At 51.5% G+C, this 17,052-nt stretch carries 14 protein-coding genes; 4 read left to right on the top strand and 10 right to left on the bottom strand.

Annotation, left to right across the window (positions count from 1 at the left end):
• The first annotated feature begins 614 nt into the window (after window positions 1-614).
• The 3 genes from B157_RS0121115 (at window position 615) to B157_RS0121100 (ending at window position 3,688) form a co-directional block, all read left to right on the top strand.
• Window positions 615-2,219, top strand: a complete 1,605-nt coding sequence (locus B157_RS0121115; protein WP_020605300.1) for a hypothetical protein — start codon at window positions 615-617, stop codon at window positions 2,217-2,219.
• A gap of 595 nt (window positions 2,220-2,814) precedes the next feature.
• Window positions 2,815-3,333, top strand: a complete 519-nt coding sequence (locus B157_RS0121105) for a hypothetical protein (protein WP_020605298.1) — start codon at window positions 2,815-2,817, stop codon at window positions 3,331-3,333.
• A 49-nt stretch (window positions 3,334-3,382) separates the two neighbouring features.
• Complete coding sequence (locus B157_RS0121100; RefSeq protein ID WP_020605297.1) at window positions 3,383-3,688, top strand: hypothetical protein; 306 nt, start codon at window positions 3,383-3,385, stop codon at window positions 3,686-3,688.
• Window positions 3,689-3,776: 88 nt separating this feature from the next.
• On the opposite strand, the gene B157_RS0121095 is transcribed toward B157_RS0121100, so the two are convergent.
• Genes B157_RS0121095 through meaB form a run of 3 tightly spaced genes read right to left on the bottom strand, consistent with a single transcriptional unit; the run spans window position 3,777 to window position 7,417 of the window.
• Complete coding sequence (locus tag B157_RS0121095; RefSeq protein ID WP_020605296.1) at window positions 3,777-5,255, bottom strand: PQQ-dependent sugar dehydrogenase; 1,479 nt, start codon at window positions 5,253-5,255, stop codon at window positions 3,777-3,779.
• 50 nt (window positions 5,256-5,305) lie between these two features.
• Window positions 5,306-6,391, bottom strand: coding sequence for a plastocyanin/azurin family copper-binding protein (locus tag B157_RS0121090; protein WP_020605295.1), 1,086 nt, complete (start codon window positions 6,389-6,391; stop codon window positions 5,306-5,308).
• A 21-nt stretch (window positions 6,392-6,412) separates the two neighbouring features.
• Window positions 6,413-7,417: a methylmalonyl Co-A mutase-associated GTPase MeaB gene (gene meaB / locus B157_RS0121085; RefSeq protein ID WP_020605294.1), complete on the bottom strand. Its 1,005-nt coding sequence runs from the start codon at window positions 7,415-7,417 to the stop codon at window positions 6,413-6,415.
• Window positions 7,418-7,496: 79 nt separating this feature from the next.
• Between meaB and B157_RS35835 the strand changes: the two genes are divergently transcribed.
• The gene (locus tag B157_RS35835) at window positions 7,497-8,963 is read left to right on the top strand and encodes a pyridoxal phosphate-dependent decarboxylase family protein (RefSeq protein ID WP_020605293.1); all 1,467 of its coding nucleotides are present in this window, start codon (window positions 7,497-7,499) and stop codon (window positions 8,961-8,963) included.
• Here B157_RS35835 and B157_RS0121075 read toward each other — a convergent pair.
• From B157_RS0121075 to B157_RS0121045, 7 genes are all read right to left on the bottom strand, one after another.
• Complete coding sequence (locus tag B157_RS0121075) at window positions 8,938-9,615, bottom strand: 2-C-methyl-D-erythritol 4-phosphate cytidylyltransferase (RefSeq protein WP_020605292.1); 678 nt, start codon at window positions 9,613-9,615, stop codon at window positions 8,938-8,940. The genes B157_RS35835 and B157_RS0121075 overlap by 26 nt on opposite strands.
• Before the next feature lie 67 nt (window positions 9,616-9,682).
• Window positions 9,683-10,726, bottom strand: coding sequence for a tRNA preQ1(34) S-adenosylmethionine ribosyltransferase-isomerase QueA (gene queA, locus B157_RS0121070; RefSeq protein WP_020605291.1), 1,044 nt, complete (start codon window positions 10,724-10,726; stop codon window positions 9,683-9,685).
• A 130-nt stretch (window positions 10,727-10,856) separates the two neighbouring features.
• Window positions 10,857-11,204, bottom strand: a complete 348-nt coding sequence (locus B157_RS0121065; protein WP_026308858.1) for a hypothetical protein — start codon at window positions 11,202-11,204, stop codon at window positions 10,857-10,859.
• 405 nt (window positions 11,205-11,609) lie between these two features.
• Complete coding sequence (locus B157_RS0121060; RefSeq protein ID WP_026308857.1) at window positions 11,610-12,305, bottom strand: hypothetical protein; 696 nt, start codon at window positions 12,303-12,305, stop codon at window positions 11,610-11,612.
• A 150-nt stretch (window positions 12,306-12,455) separates the two neighbouring features.
• Window positions 12,456-13,538: an aminotransferase class V-fold PLP-dependent enzyme gene (locus B157_RS0121055; RefSeq protein WP_020605288.1), complete on the bottom strand. Its 1,083-nt coding sequence runs from the start codon at window positions 13,536-13,538 to the stop codon at window positions 12,456-12,458.
• A gap of 103 nt (window positions 13,539-13,641) precedes the next feature.
• Window positions 13,642-15,576, bottom strand: coding sequence for a phosphoglycerate dehydrogenase (serA, locus tag B157_RS0121050; RefSeq protein WP_020605287.1), 1,935 nt, complete (start codon window positions 15,574-15,576; stop codon window positions 13,642-13,644).
• A gap of 95 nt (window positions 15,577-15,671) precedes the next feature.
• Window positions 15,672-16,667, bottom strand: coding sequence for a YheT family hydrolase (locus B157_RS0121045; RefSeq protein ID WP_020605286.1), 996 nt, complete (start codon window positions 16,665-16,667; stop codon window positions 15,672-15,674).
• Window positions 16,668-17,052 lie beyond the last annotated feature (385 nt).

The raw sequence follows: 17,052 nt of genomic DNA, 5'->3' as shown, positions 1-17,052 counted from the left end.
CGGTATTAGTCTCTTCCCTTTTATAACTAGTTTAGTCGGGCTGGGACTACCAAGTATGTCTGGACTGGTAGCCCGTACCCTAACCGAATAGGTTCTATCTGTAGGCAGATCCGTAGGAATTGTGGCCCTAACGATTGATTCATAATTTACAAGACGTGGCTTTGTCGGGATGTCTCTATAATCACCACCATCCGAAAGCTGTACCGTATAAGTTGCACTGGTACTTATAGATCCAGTCAGACTGAACGAAACGGCAACCGTAGTACCCGGACAAGCGGCCGTAACACTGAGCGGCCTTGTGGACAGGGTCGTTTGTGCCAGCAACGTTGTGCTCAGCACCATCATGATTAGGCATGGATGGAGGCAGCGTTGATAGTAACTCATGCGGATGTTGTGGTAATACAGCCTGAACAGCGAAAGGCTCAATGTGCGTAATAAATGTACGCTTTTGTGCTTATACGCCGGGAAAAAGTTACCCGGCCGAGGGCGTATAGTGTACGACAATCCTGCATCGTTTGGTAACGATAAAATAATGTTTCATTTCGGTTGAAGCGACGAAGAAATAACGCTCTTTTGCATGGTTTTTCACTCATCTGCCAACATCTAATAACCTCATGTTTCAATTCGGTAAGTTCAGACGCCTGTATGTGGCCGTCGCTGTGGCTGGCTCGTTGTTAGTCGGTTGCCATTCGCTCAATGAGTTAACCCCCAGCGTCGGTAACGGAGCGGTCATGGGTTCTGCCCGGGCAGCAGCGGCCGTATCCCTGTCAGAAGGGTTTGAAGTGGGGTCTACCAGCCCCAAAACGGCCTACGATGTGTCGCCGACTGGTTCGGCCAGTGGCGATAATGTTACGCTGCCCTCTGGCTCCTGGAACCTGTACGATGGGTTAGTCGGCAATCTGAGTGGCGACCTGAAAGCAGGGGCCTGGTCGGCGCGTATCCGCAACACGGGTAAACTGACCATGCTGTTCGATGTGACGTCGGGCATCAGCACCGTAACCATTAAACACGGGACGTATAGTTCCGACGCGTCGAGCCAGTGGAGCCTGTGGTATTCAACCAACGGGGGTAGTAGCTGGACCCAAAACGGGGCTAACATCTCTACCACGACTACCCTGCAAACGCAGACGTTTACGCTAAACGTGACGGGGACCGTTCGGCTGGAAATTCGTAAACTATCCGGTTCGACCAACCGCATCAATATTGACGATATCGTTATTAACGACAATAGTGGAGGAGGAACCACGCCCCCGCCAACGGGTAAGAAGTTTCTGTTCGATGCCAGTCATTACGAGAACGCGGGTAGTGCCGACTGGCAGATTGATGCCGACGGAACCGAAAACGTACCGACTTATACGGGCGGTACAACGGTAGAAACGAAAGCCCAGCGGACGCCAACGCCTTCTTACACAGGTATCACTTCGAGTACGTCGGAAACCTATTGGAAAGGAGGCATTTCTTCCTGGGCCATTGAACTGGTTAAGCGCGGCAATTTTGTTGAAACACTCCCCGTCGGCACGGCTATTACGTACGGCAATACGTCCAACGCCCAGGATTTGAGCAATTACAACGTCTACGTCGTCGTTGAACCGAACCGCCTGTTTTCGGCAGCCGAAAAAACGGCGATCATGAACTTTGTTGCCAGCGGTGGTGGCCTGATGATGGTGGCCGACCACACGGCTCCGTCGCTGACGGGCACCGACCCGAACGGCTACAATCCCTCCGACCGGGATGGCGACGGTGCCGATTCGCCCCGCGTCTGGAACGACCTGATGGCGAACAATGGGGTTAACAACAACAAACCATTCGGTTTTGTGATCGACTACGTAGACATCAGCGAGAAGCCAACCACAAAGGTGTATACAGGCACAAATACAAATGCTCAAAAGGTATTGGGTGGCGTAGCCGGTACAGCGTCGAAACTGGCTTTTTATAACGGCACTACCGCCACGCTCTATCCGGCAAACAATACCAACGTACAGGGCTTATTCTGGCGCATGAGCAGCACGGTCGGCAGCACTACGAGCGTTATGGCGTTGTTATCAACCTACGGTAGTGGTCGGGTGGTGTTCATCGGCGACAGTTCCCCCGCCGACGACGGTACGGGCGATACCAACGATAGTTTGTTCAACGGCTGGTCGGGCGATGTTCCATCGGGCTACACGTCACATCCGGCATTACACATCAATGCATCGCTGTGGCTGGCTAAAATTCAGTAAGAAATCAGAGAATAGGGCGTGGCACGATGGGGGTTTTTCTTCATCCTGCCACGCCCATTTTGTTACTCATTCCGCAAACGCTGCACCGGATTCATGGTCTATGTCCAGCGGGATGGCGGGATGGGGTTATGTTTCGGGGCATTTTCATAATAAATAGTGGATGCACTTTATTCATTTTACCGCACGGACAGCGAAAATGGACCCTGATTGTATGGAAAGAGGGTTTTATTGACAATAAGGTGCGTGAGCTGTCAGAAATCGGACAGTAAGTGTCTGTCAAAAGGACACGAATGAGCTTTATTAAAAAAAGCGGACCGATAGCATCAGTCCGCTTTCTGCAAGAAGCTTTATCCAATAAATACTACTTACTAACCCAATCAATCAGTACATACAGGAAGATATACTAGTCTCAAGATCGAAATTAGATTTTAAAGTAAACAAAAAATAGCGTAGAACACTAGATTTTAGTTTAAAAAATAAACTTTAACGTATTGAAATGTATTATTCGGTATCATATTGAATCGGACCAGGGTCATCCAGACCCAAACTTTTTGTTGCACACATAGTTATCCTACAAAGTAACAGACTCAACACTATGAAAGACGAAGAACAGAAAGGTATAGAAAAAGATGGTGCCGAGATAACGGGCCGGACAGAAGGTCCTTTTGGTTCCGACGATACGGATATCGACCGCCGGGCCGAAGACAACAAACACCGATACGAACAGGAAAACTCTGCCAACGGGCTGGACAGTATTCAGGTACGTGGTGGCCAGGATGGCCGTAACATTCGCGGCATCGGTAGTACCGATATGGACAGCGAAGAAGGGCTGCTTCGTCGGGGAGATACTGCCAACAGCACCATGGAAGTTACGGAAGAGGGTATGAATAGTGCCGTTGCCGATTCCGCTAAAACGGACACGGCCATGGTATCCGTTACAACACACGGCCCCGACGATTACGCATCGGCCGATAAGGTGCCTGTTCCAAAAGCCCAGGAAGCCGCCAAAAAACAAAATGATTCGCCGGAGGAGGAACCCGAGAAGACGGAAGATGAACGCAACGAGGAAATCGCCGAAACCGGTACGGATCTAAACAACAAACCTTCTTATTGATCTTTATTTACGAAACATTAATTCACTAAACACTTAAACACATAACGTTATGAGCGTAAGTAGCAATTCCCGCAAAGAAAGCACCGAGTCCAATGCAGCTCAACAAATGCATAATACGATGGGTATCCACCCGGCCCTGGGGCAGTTGAATGACCAAACCCTGGTTAACGATTTACCATCCAATGTAGCGGACAGCAATGATACGGATGTACCGGGCGACGTGGTTGAAGCCGAAGCAGAAGCCGCTTTGGGCGACGATGAAGAGGCCGCAGCTGAAACAGACGCGAGTGTCAGCGACGAGAGTGTACCGGCAACCCGTGCCAACGAACCCGTTCGTACGCTGGGCAATGCCTAGGTTTTAACGAGGTATGCATCTGGTTAAACTGGCCGGATTCCACAGAAGTACTATTACTTTTGCGGAATCCGGCCAGTCTCTTTTTTTACTAGTTTGCCAGCCGGTTCAGCGTATAGCAGATTAGCGGGTTCATTAGCTTTTTGTACCCGTTATTGGTTGATAAGTTACTCAGGGTCAGTTCGTAGATACGGTTTTCCGTTAACGTCGGCAGTGTAAGTGATACCGTTTTGCGGTTGGCTGAAAGCTGAACGGACGTAACCGGTACCGTCTGCACATCCATTTGTGGAGAGCCATAAGCCTGGTGGTACTCGTAATAGTAACGGCGGAAGTGATAGTTGGCCAAATCGCGGGCGGTTACTTCATCGACTGGCTGGGTAAACGTCAGGTCGAAACCCGATGGCGTTAGTTTCATTGCCATAATATCGAGTGGGATTTTGCCTGGCTTGTAGCTAATGCGCTGAATGCCCCGTTCGCCCAGCCAGCCGTGGTCCGTCTGGCCGAGGTACAAACTGCCATCGGGCGAGAAGGCGAGCCGGTTGTTGCCAATTCGCATGGCCGTTCCGTTTGCCCCGCCTTTACTGAAAAACGGAATACACGCGCCCTGAATCTGACCGTCTACTTCGTCGGGTAGCACGCGTAGTAAATGAGCAAAGTCCATCTCGCCCACAAACAATTGCCCCGCAAAGGGACCGAATTTACCATTGGTGTTATCCAGCACTACCTGGGTTGGTGAGTGCGCCATCAGTTCGTGTGGAAAAGCGATACTTTCTACCGTGCGCATGCTGTCCAGCGACCTGACGGGCAGGGTTAGCGGGTCGATGTCCGGGAAGCCGGGACGCCACACCAGGCTGGCCGGGTGCCCGTAAAACTTGCCCTCTTCTACGTGGTATAGTTTACTGGTTCCGAGCCAGTCGCCCTGATTATCGGTCACGAACAGGCGCCCCTGCGCATCGAACCCCATACCGTTGGGCGACCGGAAACCACTGGCGTAGGGCCTTACCTTGCCATCGGGAGTAATTTGCATGATCCATCCCCGGTACGGTACGCAGGAGTACATCCGCCCCTGTCGACCCAGCGAATCGTATGTGCCCCGTACTTCGTCGCGGATGCCCGCTCCGCTGGAGGCCGTGTTCAGACTGATGTACAGATTGCCTTTGGCATCGCGCACGGGGCCAAAGGCAAACTCGTGGTAATTACCCGACATACCATACTGGTCAGTAACGGTCTCGTAGGTATCCGCCACCCCATCCCCGTTTACGTCGGTTATCCGGGTCAGTTCGGGCCGTTGGATCACCAGCAGTTTGCGGTTGCTGATGGCCACCACACCCAGCGGGTCGTGCAGCCCTTCGGCAAAGAGTTTCCAGCTTTTGGTTTTAGGATTATACAACATCACCTCGCCCCGGTGGAAACAGGCCGCCATGCGACCATCGGGTAAAAATGATAGTCCACCCGTTTCGGCCACCAGGCCGGGGGGCGTAGGGATGGTTTCTACAGTATAATAATCCGAAATGGTATCGGCCGGGGAAGTCGTGAGCAGGAAAGAAGACAGGAGGAGGGAAGCAAGCATAGGAGTATGACGTATGAGATAGGACGTATGGTAGAGGTTCTCCTCAAAAATTAGCCATCCTTTTCCATTGTTAGGGTAAACCGACGGGTTCCGGCGGGTAGTCTGATTTCTCCATTCGTCAACTTCCCGACGGATGGTTTTAGACGAATGCCCGGCTGGGCGGTTGCCAGAAAAGTAATGGCCGCGTTGCCGGGGCCGAGCGTAAACGTACGGACAAGACCCCGCCCGGTGGGCAGCGATTTGACGAGTTCCCGAATCTCCACGCCATTGACGACGTACCGGAATTCGGGGTACCGGTTCACTAACCGATACCCTTTAAACCGGGGTGGCGGCTGCGTGCCGAAACCGACGCGCCAGGGAAACCCGCCCGTATCCCGAAAATAGATATCACCGACAACTTTGGTGAACCGCTGCCCTTTGCCATCCCATTGCTCAGTGTTATCGACAAACCCACCCGACCAGGCATAACGCATCCGGCACTGGCCGGCATCAAAAACATAGGACTGACCGCTTTCCTGCCCGGATGGTCCGGGCAACCCGACGGCAATGGCCGCCGGGCCGCAGTCGGGCATAAAGGTTCGGCAAACGGCCGGGAGCGTCAGGGAATAGGGATGCCCTGATTCACTGGCCTTATGCTGATGACCTGCCTCAGCCACGCGGGATGGATTAGGCAGGTTAGTGTCCTGTTCCGGTGGGGGTAGCTTTTTGGGCGTACTTGTAGCATAAATCACCCCGTACATAACATAGCCATGTCCCGGATAGGTACACACGAATGGAAAAGCGCCTTCGGTCAGGGTAACGACCAGCGAATCGGTAGTGCCGGGGTCTACGCTTCGGGTGTGGGCCAGTACGTCGTCCATAACGGGAACGTGATTCTGCGCAGTTCCCTTGTCGCCCAGTGCCAGTGCAAACTCCACCACCCGAAGCCGGGAGTTGGGCCGCGTTACCACCAGGTTATGGGCCATGTCGTCTTTGTTTTGAAAGAGGATTTTCAGGCGGGTGTTGGGTTTGATAACCAGCCGTTTCTGGTCGAACTGCAACCCCGCCGACGCGCTGATGATGATGGTGGTATCGCGCTGGGCGAAGGCCGGATATGCCACTGAAAAAGAAAGTATCAGTACGAGTAATTTGAACATAACGCAAGGAAAATAGCGACTCTATCGGCTGGTCTTTGCCGGACCAAACAACTGTTCAACGGCGGGCGCAGGCAGAAGCGTTCCGGCCAGCACCTGTTCATCAAGAGTCGCCAGCTGGTCATGTATACCCGGCCGGGCATAAAACTGGCTTTCAAGTCGCTGCTGCACCAACGCTCTGAACCAGGTTAGCTGCTGTTGCTGCCTCCGGTGGTTCCGATAGTCGTTTTGGGTAGTGAGTTGCTGGTGTTCGCGAATCATGTGCCATACCTCCGTTATGCCGACGGGTTTCCCGCTGGCATCAGGCAGGGCCGAGCAGGTCAGAACGGGTGGAAACCAGCCCGTTCCGGTAGGCGGAAACAGGTGCAGCGCATTCTGGTATTCCATCCGGGCGCGGTTGGCGGTAGCCAGATTATGGCCATCGGCTTTGGTAATGACCAGCGCGTCAGCCAGTTCCATGATGCCTCGCTTCATGCCCTGCAACTCATCCCCCGCACCGGCCAGCATCAGCAGCAGGAAGAAATCGACCATGCCATGCACGACCGTTTCCGACTGCCCGACGCCTACCGTTTCTACCAGAATAATGTCGAATCCGGCGGCTTCGCAGAGGAGAATCGATTCGCGGGTGCGCTGTGCCACGCCCCCCAGCGAATCGCCCGCCGGCGAGGGTCGAATGTAGGCATTGGGATTCATGGAAAGCGTGTCCATCCGGGTTTTATCGCCCAGCAAACTTCCCCCCGAGCGCTGGCTGGTAGGGTCAATGGTCAGTACTGCCAGCCGGTGGCCCAACTGGGTCAGGTATGTGCCGAATGCTTCGATAAAGGTGCTTTTGCCAACTCCCGGCACGCCGGTAATCCCGATTCGGACGGATTGGCCCGTTCTGGGTAAGACAGCGTTCAGCACCTGCCGGGCAATTTCCTGATCGTCGGCCCGTCGGCTTTCCACCAGCGTAATGGCCTGACTGAGCAGCAGTCGGTCGCCGGCAAGAATGCCGTTGGCGTAGGCGTGGGCGGGGAGACGAGGGCGCATCTGGACGAATGAGTAGCTCAAAAATAAAGATTTCCGGGTGTCAAAAAGAATTGCGTGCTTTGTTTAAACTGAAAATCTGATGAACACGCTCCTCAAGGAAGCTTATTCGGCCGATGCCTTTCGGCAGCAGGGACACGCTTTGGTCGATCTGCTGGCCGACCATTTAGCGACTGCCGAAGCCGGTACCGGACCCGTACTGAATTACCAGCTGCCGGAAGAACAACTGGCGTATTGGCAGGCTGATTTTGCCCAACCGACCAATATCGATCCGATTCCTCTGCTGGCTACGATGCTGCAACGGTCTATTCATCTGCATCATCCGCAGTGCATGGGCCACCAGGTTAGCCCACCATTGCCCCTGGCGGCTCTGACCGGCCTGATGACGGGGCTGCTCAATCAGGGTATGGCCGTGTACGAGATGGGCATGACCGCCAATGCACTGGAGCGTATCGTAACCCAATGGCTGGCCGAACAACTGATCCTGGGCAACGAAGCTGGTGGACTGCTTACCTCCGGTGGCACACTGGCTAACCTGACTGCCCTGCTCACCGCCCGCGCCATTCGGGCTCCTGCCGACGTTTGGGAAGAGGGAACGACTAGCCGTCTGGCCATTATGGTGTCTGAAGAGGCACATTACTGCGTCGACCGGGCCGCCCGAATTATGGGGCTGGGTACGGAGGGCATCATCAGGATTCCGACCAACGACCGTTTTCAGATGCGGACAGATCTGCTGGAGATGTACTATGAACGGGCCAAGGCAAAAGGGCTGGTCGTTTTTGCCGTTGTTGGTAGTTGTTGTTCGACGTCGACTGGTTCCTACGACGACCTGACCGCCATTGCCGACTTTTGCGAAAAACACACGCTCTGGTTCCACGCCGATGGTGCCCACGGTGCCGTAGCGGCTCTTTCCGAAACCTACCGGCATCTTGTTCGGGGTATCGAGCGGGCCGATTCGGTAGTGGTCGACTTTCATAAAATGATGATGACACCGGCACTGATAACGGCAGTGCTGTACCGGCACGATGCCGATTCGTACCGGACCTTCCAGCAGAAAGCGCAGTATTTGTGGGCCGATGCCGAAGCAAAAGACTGGTTCAACTCCGGTAAACGGGCGTTCGAGTGCACCAAACTCATGATGAGCGCGAACGTGTATACCCTTCTGCGTACCTACGGCCCCCGGATTTTCACAGCCAACGTCGAAACACTGTATGAGCTGGCCGAAAACCTGACAGAACAACTGCGTAGTCGCCCGGATTTTGAGCTGGCCGTTGAGCCGCAGGCAAACATCGTCTGCTTCCGGTATGTGGGGGCGGAAGTGGACGCGCAGCAGCTGGACCAGTTAAACACCCAAATCTGGACGCGGCTGGTTACCCAAGGAGCGTTCTATATCGTTCAGACCACCATTCGCGGACGGGTCTATCTACGGGTTTCGCTCATGAATCCCCTCACGACACCGGAACACCTGACCCGCCTGCTGGATGAAATCGTGCGTTGTGCCAACATCGGGGTAACCGAACGGATTACCGCAAATCATCCGGCGTCGTGATTTTAATGTTCTCGTAGGCGCCCTCAATGAGTGTAATCGGGAATCCTGCGTACTCCATAACACTGGCACAATCGGTAAAAAAAGGCTGTTCCTCTACCTGAAAAGCCTGGCGGAAGGCATGAAGCGCAAACGTTTGGGGTGTTTGCACCAGGCGATACTGACTACGATTCACCGCCTGACTAACCCCATCTGGACCAATAACCCGCACCGAATCCTTTACCGCTACACAGGTTACGGCTGATCCCGTTCGGGCGGCTGTGTCGAAACTATTCCGGATGATGGCGGGCGTTACAAAAGGCCGTACACCATCGTGTACAGCTACAATACCGGCAGCAGCCTGAATGGACTGCAAGCCATTTCGCACCGACTGGAAGCGGGTAGCACCCCCATCAACGAGCTGGATAGGAGGGTTAAACATATGCTCTTCACAAAGAATAGCCCAGGTAAACTGTTCGGCGGCAGGAAGGACGAGAACAATCTGCTGAGCGGGTAAAACCGCCATAAACTGCTCGATGGTGTGCTGAAGAATGGGTTTATCCTTCAACAGCAGAAATTGCTTCGGTACGCTGGATTGCATGCGGCTACCGCTTCCCCCCGCCACAATGATGGCAAATAGTTGGTCAGTGGGCCCGTTGGTTAGTGAATCAGTCATAAAAAAAGAGGGGCTGCAAAGCCCCTCAAAAGTACTAATCAACTAACCGACCGACCAACTGCCTGCCTTAAATAATCAGCATGGCGTCGCCGTAGCTAAAGAACCGGTATTTTTCTTTGATGGCTACCTGGTAGGCTTCCTTAATGAGTTCGTGACCACCAAAGGCGGAGGTCATCATAATCAGGATCGACTCAGGCAGGTGCAAACTCGTCAACAGTGAGTTGGCAATCTTAAACTCGTAAGGTGGGAAAATAAACCGGTCCGTCCAGCCGTCAATCGGCTTCAGACGACTGTTGGCGGACACCGATGACTCAATGGCTTTGAGTGAGGTTGTACCAATGGCACATACCCGTTTGCCGGCATCGAGTGCTTTATTAACCGTCTGGGCTGATTCCGGTAAAATCTGGAAGTTTTCGGAGTCGGTTTTGTGCTTGGTCAGGTCTTCTACATCCACCTGACGGAACGTTCCTAAACCAACGTGCAACGTGATAGGAGCAAAGTGAACACCTTTGATCTCCATCCGCTTCATCATGGCTTTGGTGAAGTGCAATCCGGCTGTAGGTGCGGCTACCGCCCCGACGTGCTGGGCAAAAACGGTCTGGTAATCTTCGCGGTCGGCCTCTTCGGCCTCGCGGTTCATGGCGCGGGGAATGGGGGTTTCGCCCAGTTCGTCCACCGCCTTCATAAACTCGTCGTGATTACCGTCGAATAAGAACCGGATGGTGCGGCCCCGCGATGTGGTATTATCAATAACCTCGGCTACCAGATCACTATCCCCGAAGTAAAGTTTGTTGCCAACCCGAATTTTACGGGCTGGATCAACCAGAACATCCCACAGTTTCATCTCGCGATTCAACTCGCGCAGGAGAAACACTTCAATTTTAGCCCCTGTTTTTTCTTTATTACCGTACAGCCGCGCCGGAAAAACCTTGGTATTATTAGTGATCATTACATCGCCATCGTCGAAGTAACTCAGGATATCCGAAAACTTCTTGTGTTCAATCGTTTTGGCTTTACGGTCAACAACCATCAGCCGTGATTCACCCCGTTCAACCGGGTATTTAGCAATAAGGCTTTCGGGCAAATCAAATTTAAACTCGGATAACTTCATGATATAGTAGCAGGGAAAAGAACGCTGCGTTTTTTATAAAGGGCGCAAAGATAAGAAAAATCCCGAAATATGTCAAATTTTCTGGGATTTTTCTTGCAAATATCAGCGAAAAGACTATTGCAACACGCTACTATCTATTCAGCGGCTGAACGGCTCCATCAGTGTTGACATTGTGGCGGTCGCTCACATCCAGTTTGGCCATCAGTTCGGGCGATACTTCATTGGAATACGTACCCTGCGCGGCTACAAAAACCCCTTTCATGCCGTTTGAGGCCGTAATCGCATACAGTGTCATCTCATCGCCCGGATCCGATTCTCCCTCAAAACGATAAAACTGATCGACCGCGAACTCATCACTTTTCAACTTGGTATCGGTACTTTTTTCTTCCAGATAGTCCTTTCTGGGGCCGAACTCGTGGGTATATCCCTTCTGCCGAAGTTCTTCCATTATTTTGGTTAAGGTGGTCATGTGTTCCATCGTATCTATTGATAAGGTGAGAATTGCTGTAATAGAAACCACCGCTATCCAAAATAGTTTGTCGGTCTGCACCGATGAGGAGATTATCGGGCTACTATTCAAACAGAACTGTTTAATGAATATTTAATAGGATACGGACTAATACCGTCGTGCTCACTATGTTTAATACTCAAACCGGGCAGAAATTTTTCAAATTAATTCCGCTCGTATTGTTAACCGTTGGTGAATTAACCGCCTGATTCCTGATGCGGGATTTTCCGAACGCATCCACTGGTTTTTCAGGCCATCCGGGGTTAATGCGTTTTGGATAGGGTGCCTGGGGTAAGACTTGACAGTAGAACTAATCGAACAACTCCCTGACTATAGAACTTACCCATCATAGCCCCGAGCACGACTGGGTGTTGATTACCGAGCTAGTTTTGCTTTCTTTTTTCCAACTGTACCGAAATAATAATTAACGCCAAGTTTCAGTCGTCCCCCTTTACCCCGGCTAACGGCCGGGTCTATTTTGTTGTAGAAATTACTTTCAAAGGATAGTTCGGCACCCAGGCGGTGCGCAATCCAGGCCATTATTCCTAACTCAAGCCCTACGCTGGTGTATTTGGATTTGGTATCGGCTGGGATATTGTCCGAAAACTCACGGCCGCTGTTCAGACTAGCCCCTACAAAACTACTGATACGGGTCCGAAAGGGATAATAGCGGGCAAACGCGCCAAATTGCCGGGCATGATAACTTTTAGCCAGGAGCCGGTCTGAGTCGTAGCGAAGGCCAGCCATAAAGCCAGGCTGAAAAAAATAACCAATGCGCGTATTTATATCAAAGTAAACCTGACCATTGCTGGCGCCAAAACCAGGACCAGCGCCAATGAAAATGTTGCCGGGCTGGAACCAGTTTAACTGATTGGCATCCTGATAGCTTATGGATTTTCCTACTTCATTCTCCAGTTTATCACTAGCCTGATTTGCCGTTTGGCGAATGTCCTGTTTTGTCTGCTCGTTAATAAGCGGTTTATTCTGGTTCGTTGAATCAGTACTGCTCTGCGCCAGACTCACCACCGAAAGTCCCATTGAGAAGAGTATGACCGTAATTGTCGTTTTCATTACCGTTAAGTTTATACATTAAAACCATCATTTAATTAACGATAATATCCTCATAAGGTTTACCGGCAAATTACAGTCGCTGGGAACGATGAAAAAAAAAAGCACCTTCCTTATGTAGAGGAAGGTGCCATGATGAAGACAGTTCGTGTACTAGTAAATTTTGTTCAACTGATTTATCAGTTCGTTTACCTGTTCGGGCGATACCGCCGGGAAATTGGCAATCCTGATTTGTGATTCTTTAAACTTCCCATACCCGCTTCCAACAAGCATATTAGCGGCTTTCCCGATCGCAATAACGTCGGAAGAGGGTTTTTGTGTAGTGGCTACGATAACCGTTTGTGACCGATGCCGCTCCTGCTTCACGAAGGGCTCATAGGCGTCCGACGACTCAATGAATTTATACAGCATCCGCGCTTTCTCTTCGGTTTGCCTCCGGATGGTATCGATCCCGATTTTGTTGAAATCCTCCGCAATCTTGCCCAGTAGATAGATGTACAGCACGTTTGGGGTTGCGGGGGTTTCGAAGTCTTTGTAGTGTTTCCAGAGCGCAGGAAGCGTATGATGCGCCCCAATGGTGAGCGTATCGTTCTTTTGTAATCGCTCGGCTTTGGCCAGGCAGGCCTCACTGGCAATCCAGATTCCCATGCCGGCAGGCATACCGAATGCTTTCTGTACGGAGAAAAAAGTCGAATCAATCAGGCTGAAATCCAGGTCGGGGTAGGGAGCTGAGGAGACTATATCGACACAGAACAGCTTTTTCGGATTCTTCCGCTTGAGTTTATGAATTTCGGATGGTTTCATCTGCACCCCCGACGATGTTTCGTTATGCGTTACACAAACGACCTCGGCATAGTCCGGCACCTGAATCTCGGCCGCGTCGAACCCTTCGCCAAACGGCTTTTCGAGTACATGAGCATGTTTGTGCAGCGCATTGGCGTAGTCGTAGAATTTCTGCGAGAAGGAGCCATTGACGAGGTGAAAACTTTCGTGCTCTACACAGTTCAGCAGCATCCGCTCCCACACTTCCGAGGCCGAGCCGGTAATGAAAATGCCGTGTGTATCGGGAATGGCCAGCAGGGTGCGTAACTGCTCATCCATAAACCGGTATAGGTCACGAAACTGCTTGCTCCGGTGCGAAATCGAGCCAATCTGTTCGTCCATTGCCCGTTGCAGGTGCTGGTGAATAGTTGGGTAGAGTTCGGCCGGGCCGGGTGTAAAGTAGGTGTTTTTCATTATTGAATGAGTGAAGGAATGAGTGAGTGAATGAGTGAATGACTTCGGCACTAGACCTGCATGCGCCGGTTAGTCACTCATTCGCCCATTCACTCATTTGCAATTAAAAAAGTAGTCTAAACTTAATTGTGTTGTCAATGCCTTTTAGTTCTTCCACCACTTCATGTGCATATTCTTTAGCCACATCCGTAATCACGTAGCCAATCTGTTCATTGGTTTTGAGGTACTGACCATGAATGTTGATATGATAGTTGGCAAAAATGGCGTTCATTTTGGCCAGAATGCCCGGCACGTTGGCGTGGATGTGCAGCAGGCGGTGCGCCCCTTTCAGCATGGGCAGTTGTAGTTCGGGGAAGTTTACGCTGCCGTACGTGCTGCCATTATTGATGTATTCGAGTAGTTTGCCCGGCACAAAGTTGCCAATATTTACCTGGGCTTCCTCCGTACTGCCGCCAATATGGGGCGTCAGAATCACGTTGGGAAGTTTGCGCAGGGCACTCGAAAACTCTTCATTATTCGTTTTCGGCTCCAGCGGGAATACGTCGACGCCCGCGCCCGCAATTTTTCCCCGCTCAATGGCATCGACCAGCGCGGGAATATCGACGATGTGCCCCCGTGATAAGTTCAGAAAGATAACCCCGTTTTTCATGAGCGAAAACTCGCGGTAGCTAAACAGATTCTTGTTTTCCTTACGGCCATCGGTATGCAGGCTAATGATATCGGCTACGGCCAGCAGGTCGTCCAGCGATTTGCATTTCCGGGCGTTGCCCAGCGCCAGCTTGTCAACAATATCATAGAAATATACCTCCATGCCCAAGGCTTCGGCCACGACCGATAGTTGCGTACCAATGTTGCCATACCCTACCAAACCCAGTTTTTTACCGCGCACTTCAAAGCTGTTCTTGGCCGATTTATCCCACCCACCGTTATGCATCAGATTACTTTTGGGCACAATGCTGCGGATGAGCATGATGATTTCGCCGATGGCCAGCTCTACCACCGAGCGCGTATTGCTGTAGGGGGCATTGAATACGGCAATCCCTTTCTGCGTACAGGTGTCCAGGTCGATCTGGTTCGTACCGATGCAGAACGCACCAACAGCCATCAGCTTATTGGCATTTTCCAAAACGCGGGCCGTTATGTTCGTTTTAGAGCGGATACCCAGAATGGACACATCACGGATGGCTTCAATGAGTTCGTCCTCATCCAGTGCCTCTTTCCTAATCTCCACCTTAAAGCCTTCCTGTTCAAAAAGCTGAACGGCTACCGGATGCACATTCTCCAGCAACAGCACTTTAATCCGGCTTTTAGGATACGACTGACTCCGGCTCAGGTTGTTCTGGTACAAAAAATCGTCGAGTGAGTGCGCTACGTGGTCGGCTTTTTCAACGACGCTGGGTCGCAGAACATTCTCGGTAAAGGCATAAAAGCGGTTGGCCAGCCCGGATGCCCGGATTTCGTAATCGGTATAGCCATCGCCGATGACATACACTTCGCCACCCAGGTTCAGATCCCGAATGACCTGCGATTTGCCCCCATTGGCCGACAGGGGATTTTGCGGGTCGAAACCAATGACCGCTCCGTTCTCATCGTACAGAAAAGTATTGGCAAAGACGTGTTCTGCCTGAATGCCCAGCGACGTTACAATGGGTAAAATAAACTCCCGGAACCCGTTCGATACGATATAGATGTGATCGGCGTGTTCGGTCAGAAATTCTTTATTGCGTTGAAACGAATCGGATATTTTCCCCATCAGGCTTTCGATTAGGGCAGGCAGATGGTTGCGGTGCGCTTTTAGCAAATCCAGCCGTAGGTTCAGTGACTCCGTAAAGGATATTTCGCCCGACATACCCCGGTCGGTAATGGTTTTTATCTGGTGGAGAACATCATCCCGTTCGGGCCGACCCGCGAGCGAAATTTCACCCAGTATATCAAGTGCTTCTACCTTCGTGAAGGTGCTGTCGAAATCAATGACGTAATAGGGCTGTTCAGCCGGTGGTACGGCACGCTGGCCGGGGGTTGGTTCTGTGGTAGTCATATTGTTGTTATGTTGAATAGCCGCCACTCCGGGCAACCCATTCGCTTACTTTTAGTTAACAGTGTACCTGACATGTAAACAGGTAATCGTACTTGTTATACACTGGCCTTAAAGAACGCCACGGTCCGTTCTTCTGACCAGTACGTTCCCTGAATACCTCCCGTGCGCGAAGGAAAACCGCAATGACCACCCTGCGCAGAAAACTCCATCCATACATTGGGTAGTTCCCGCGCCAGAGCTTCCGGAAAGCACTCTGGCGACAAAAAAGGGTCGTTCTTAGCATTTACGACCAGCGTAGGAATGGTAATGGCCGGAATAAACGGTAGCGAACTACTCTGTGTATAATAGTCCGTTACATCCCGAAAGCCATTCATGGGTGCCGTAAACGAATTATCGAATTCCCGAACGTTGCGGGCTTTCCGGATGGCTTCCGTCGGGAAAACGCCTGGCATGACAGCCGCTTTTTCCAGTACTTTTCGTTTCAGCGTCCGGCTAAACCGGTAGTTATACACCAGGCTATCCCATTGTTCGAGCCGCCGGGATGACCCCATCAAATCGACAGGTACCGAAAAGACAACGGCTTTTTTCAGCGCACTTTGAACGGCTTTCCCTTTTTCGCCCAGGTATTTAAGCGTTACGTTACCCCCCGCGCTGAACCCGACAAGGTAAATTGTTTGATACCCTTTGGCAAGCGCGTATTGAACGACTAAATCCAGATCGCCCGTTTCACCGACGTGGTAAAATCGCTGTTGCCGGTTCATCTGCCCGCTGCACGAGCGGTAGTGCCAGGCCAGACAGGTGAATCCCTGTTGGGTCAGGTGTTGCACCATGCCCGCCAGATAGGGACTGGTAGAACTGCCCTCAAGGCCGTGGGTAAGGATTACTAATGATTTTAATGATGAATGACTAGCCTTCGATTCATCATTCGAATAAGCCCAGTCCAGGTCGAGGAAGTCATCATCCGGCGTGTCGATACGTTCCCGGACGTAGGGAACCGATACCTTGCGAAATAGCGAGGGAATAATGGTTTGCAGGTGGCCATTCCATAAACGGGCAGGCGGCTCATAACTTGACGGGGCAATCAGCGGCATCAGGTAACGCGGTCGATTGAAGCCGCAAAGGTACAAGCTATGCGGTTTAGAAGACTAATAAAGCGTAAAAAAAGGCTGGTCGTAGAGCGACCAGCCTTTCCCATTGAATACAACCTGAATTGAAAAAAGCAATATTGTCTATTGCCATAGCAACAAGTAGGACAAAATTGGTAAATAAAAAGAATTAATACAATTATTTTGATAGAAAATGTTTTGTATATGATTTTCTACACGGCAAGTGGGGTATCATACTACACTCGTGTTGAGTCAGGTGTATTGTCGGTACCGCAACATGGAAAAAGTTAACCGAAGACAGTAGTAATTAATTGGCCAGTGCCTTACCAATTAACTGGTGGCCAGGATGTACAGCGAATTGGAAAGGTTC

Source organism: Spirosoma spitsbergense DSM 19989 (assembly GCF_000374085.1).
Lineage (GTDB): Bacteria > Bacteroidota > Bacteroidia > Cytophagales > Spirosomataceae > Spirosoma > Spirosoma spitsbergense.
This window is presented reverse-complemented; position numbering and strand designations above follow the sequence as displayed.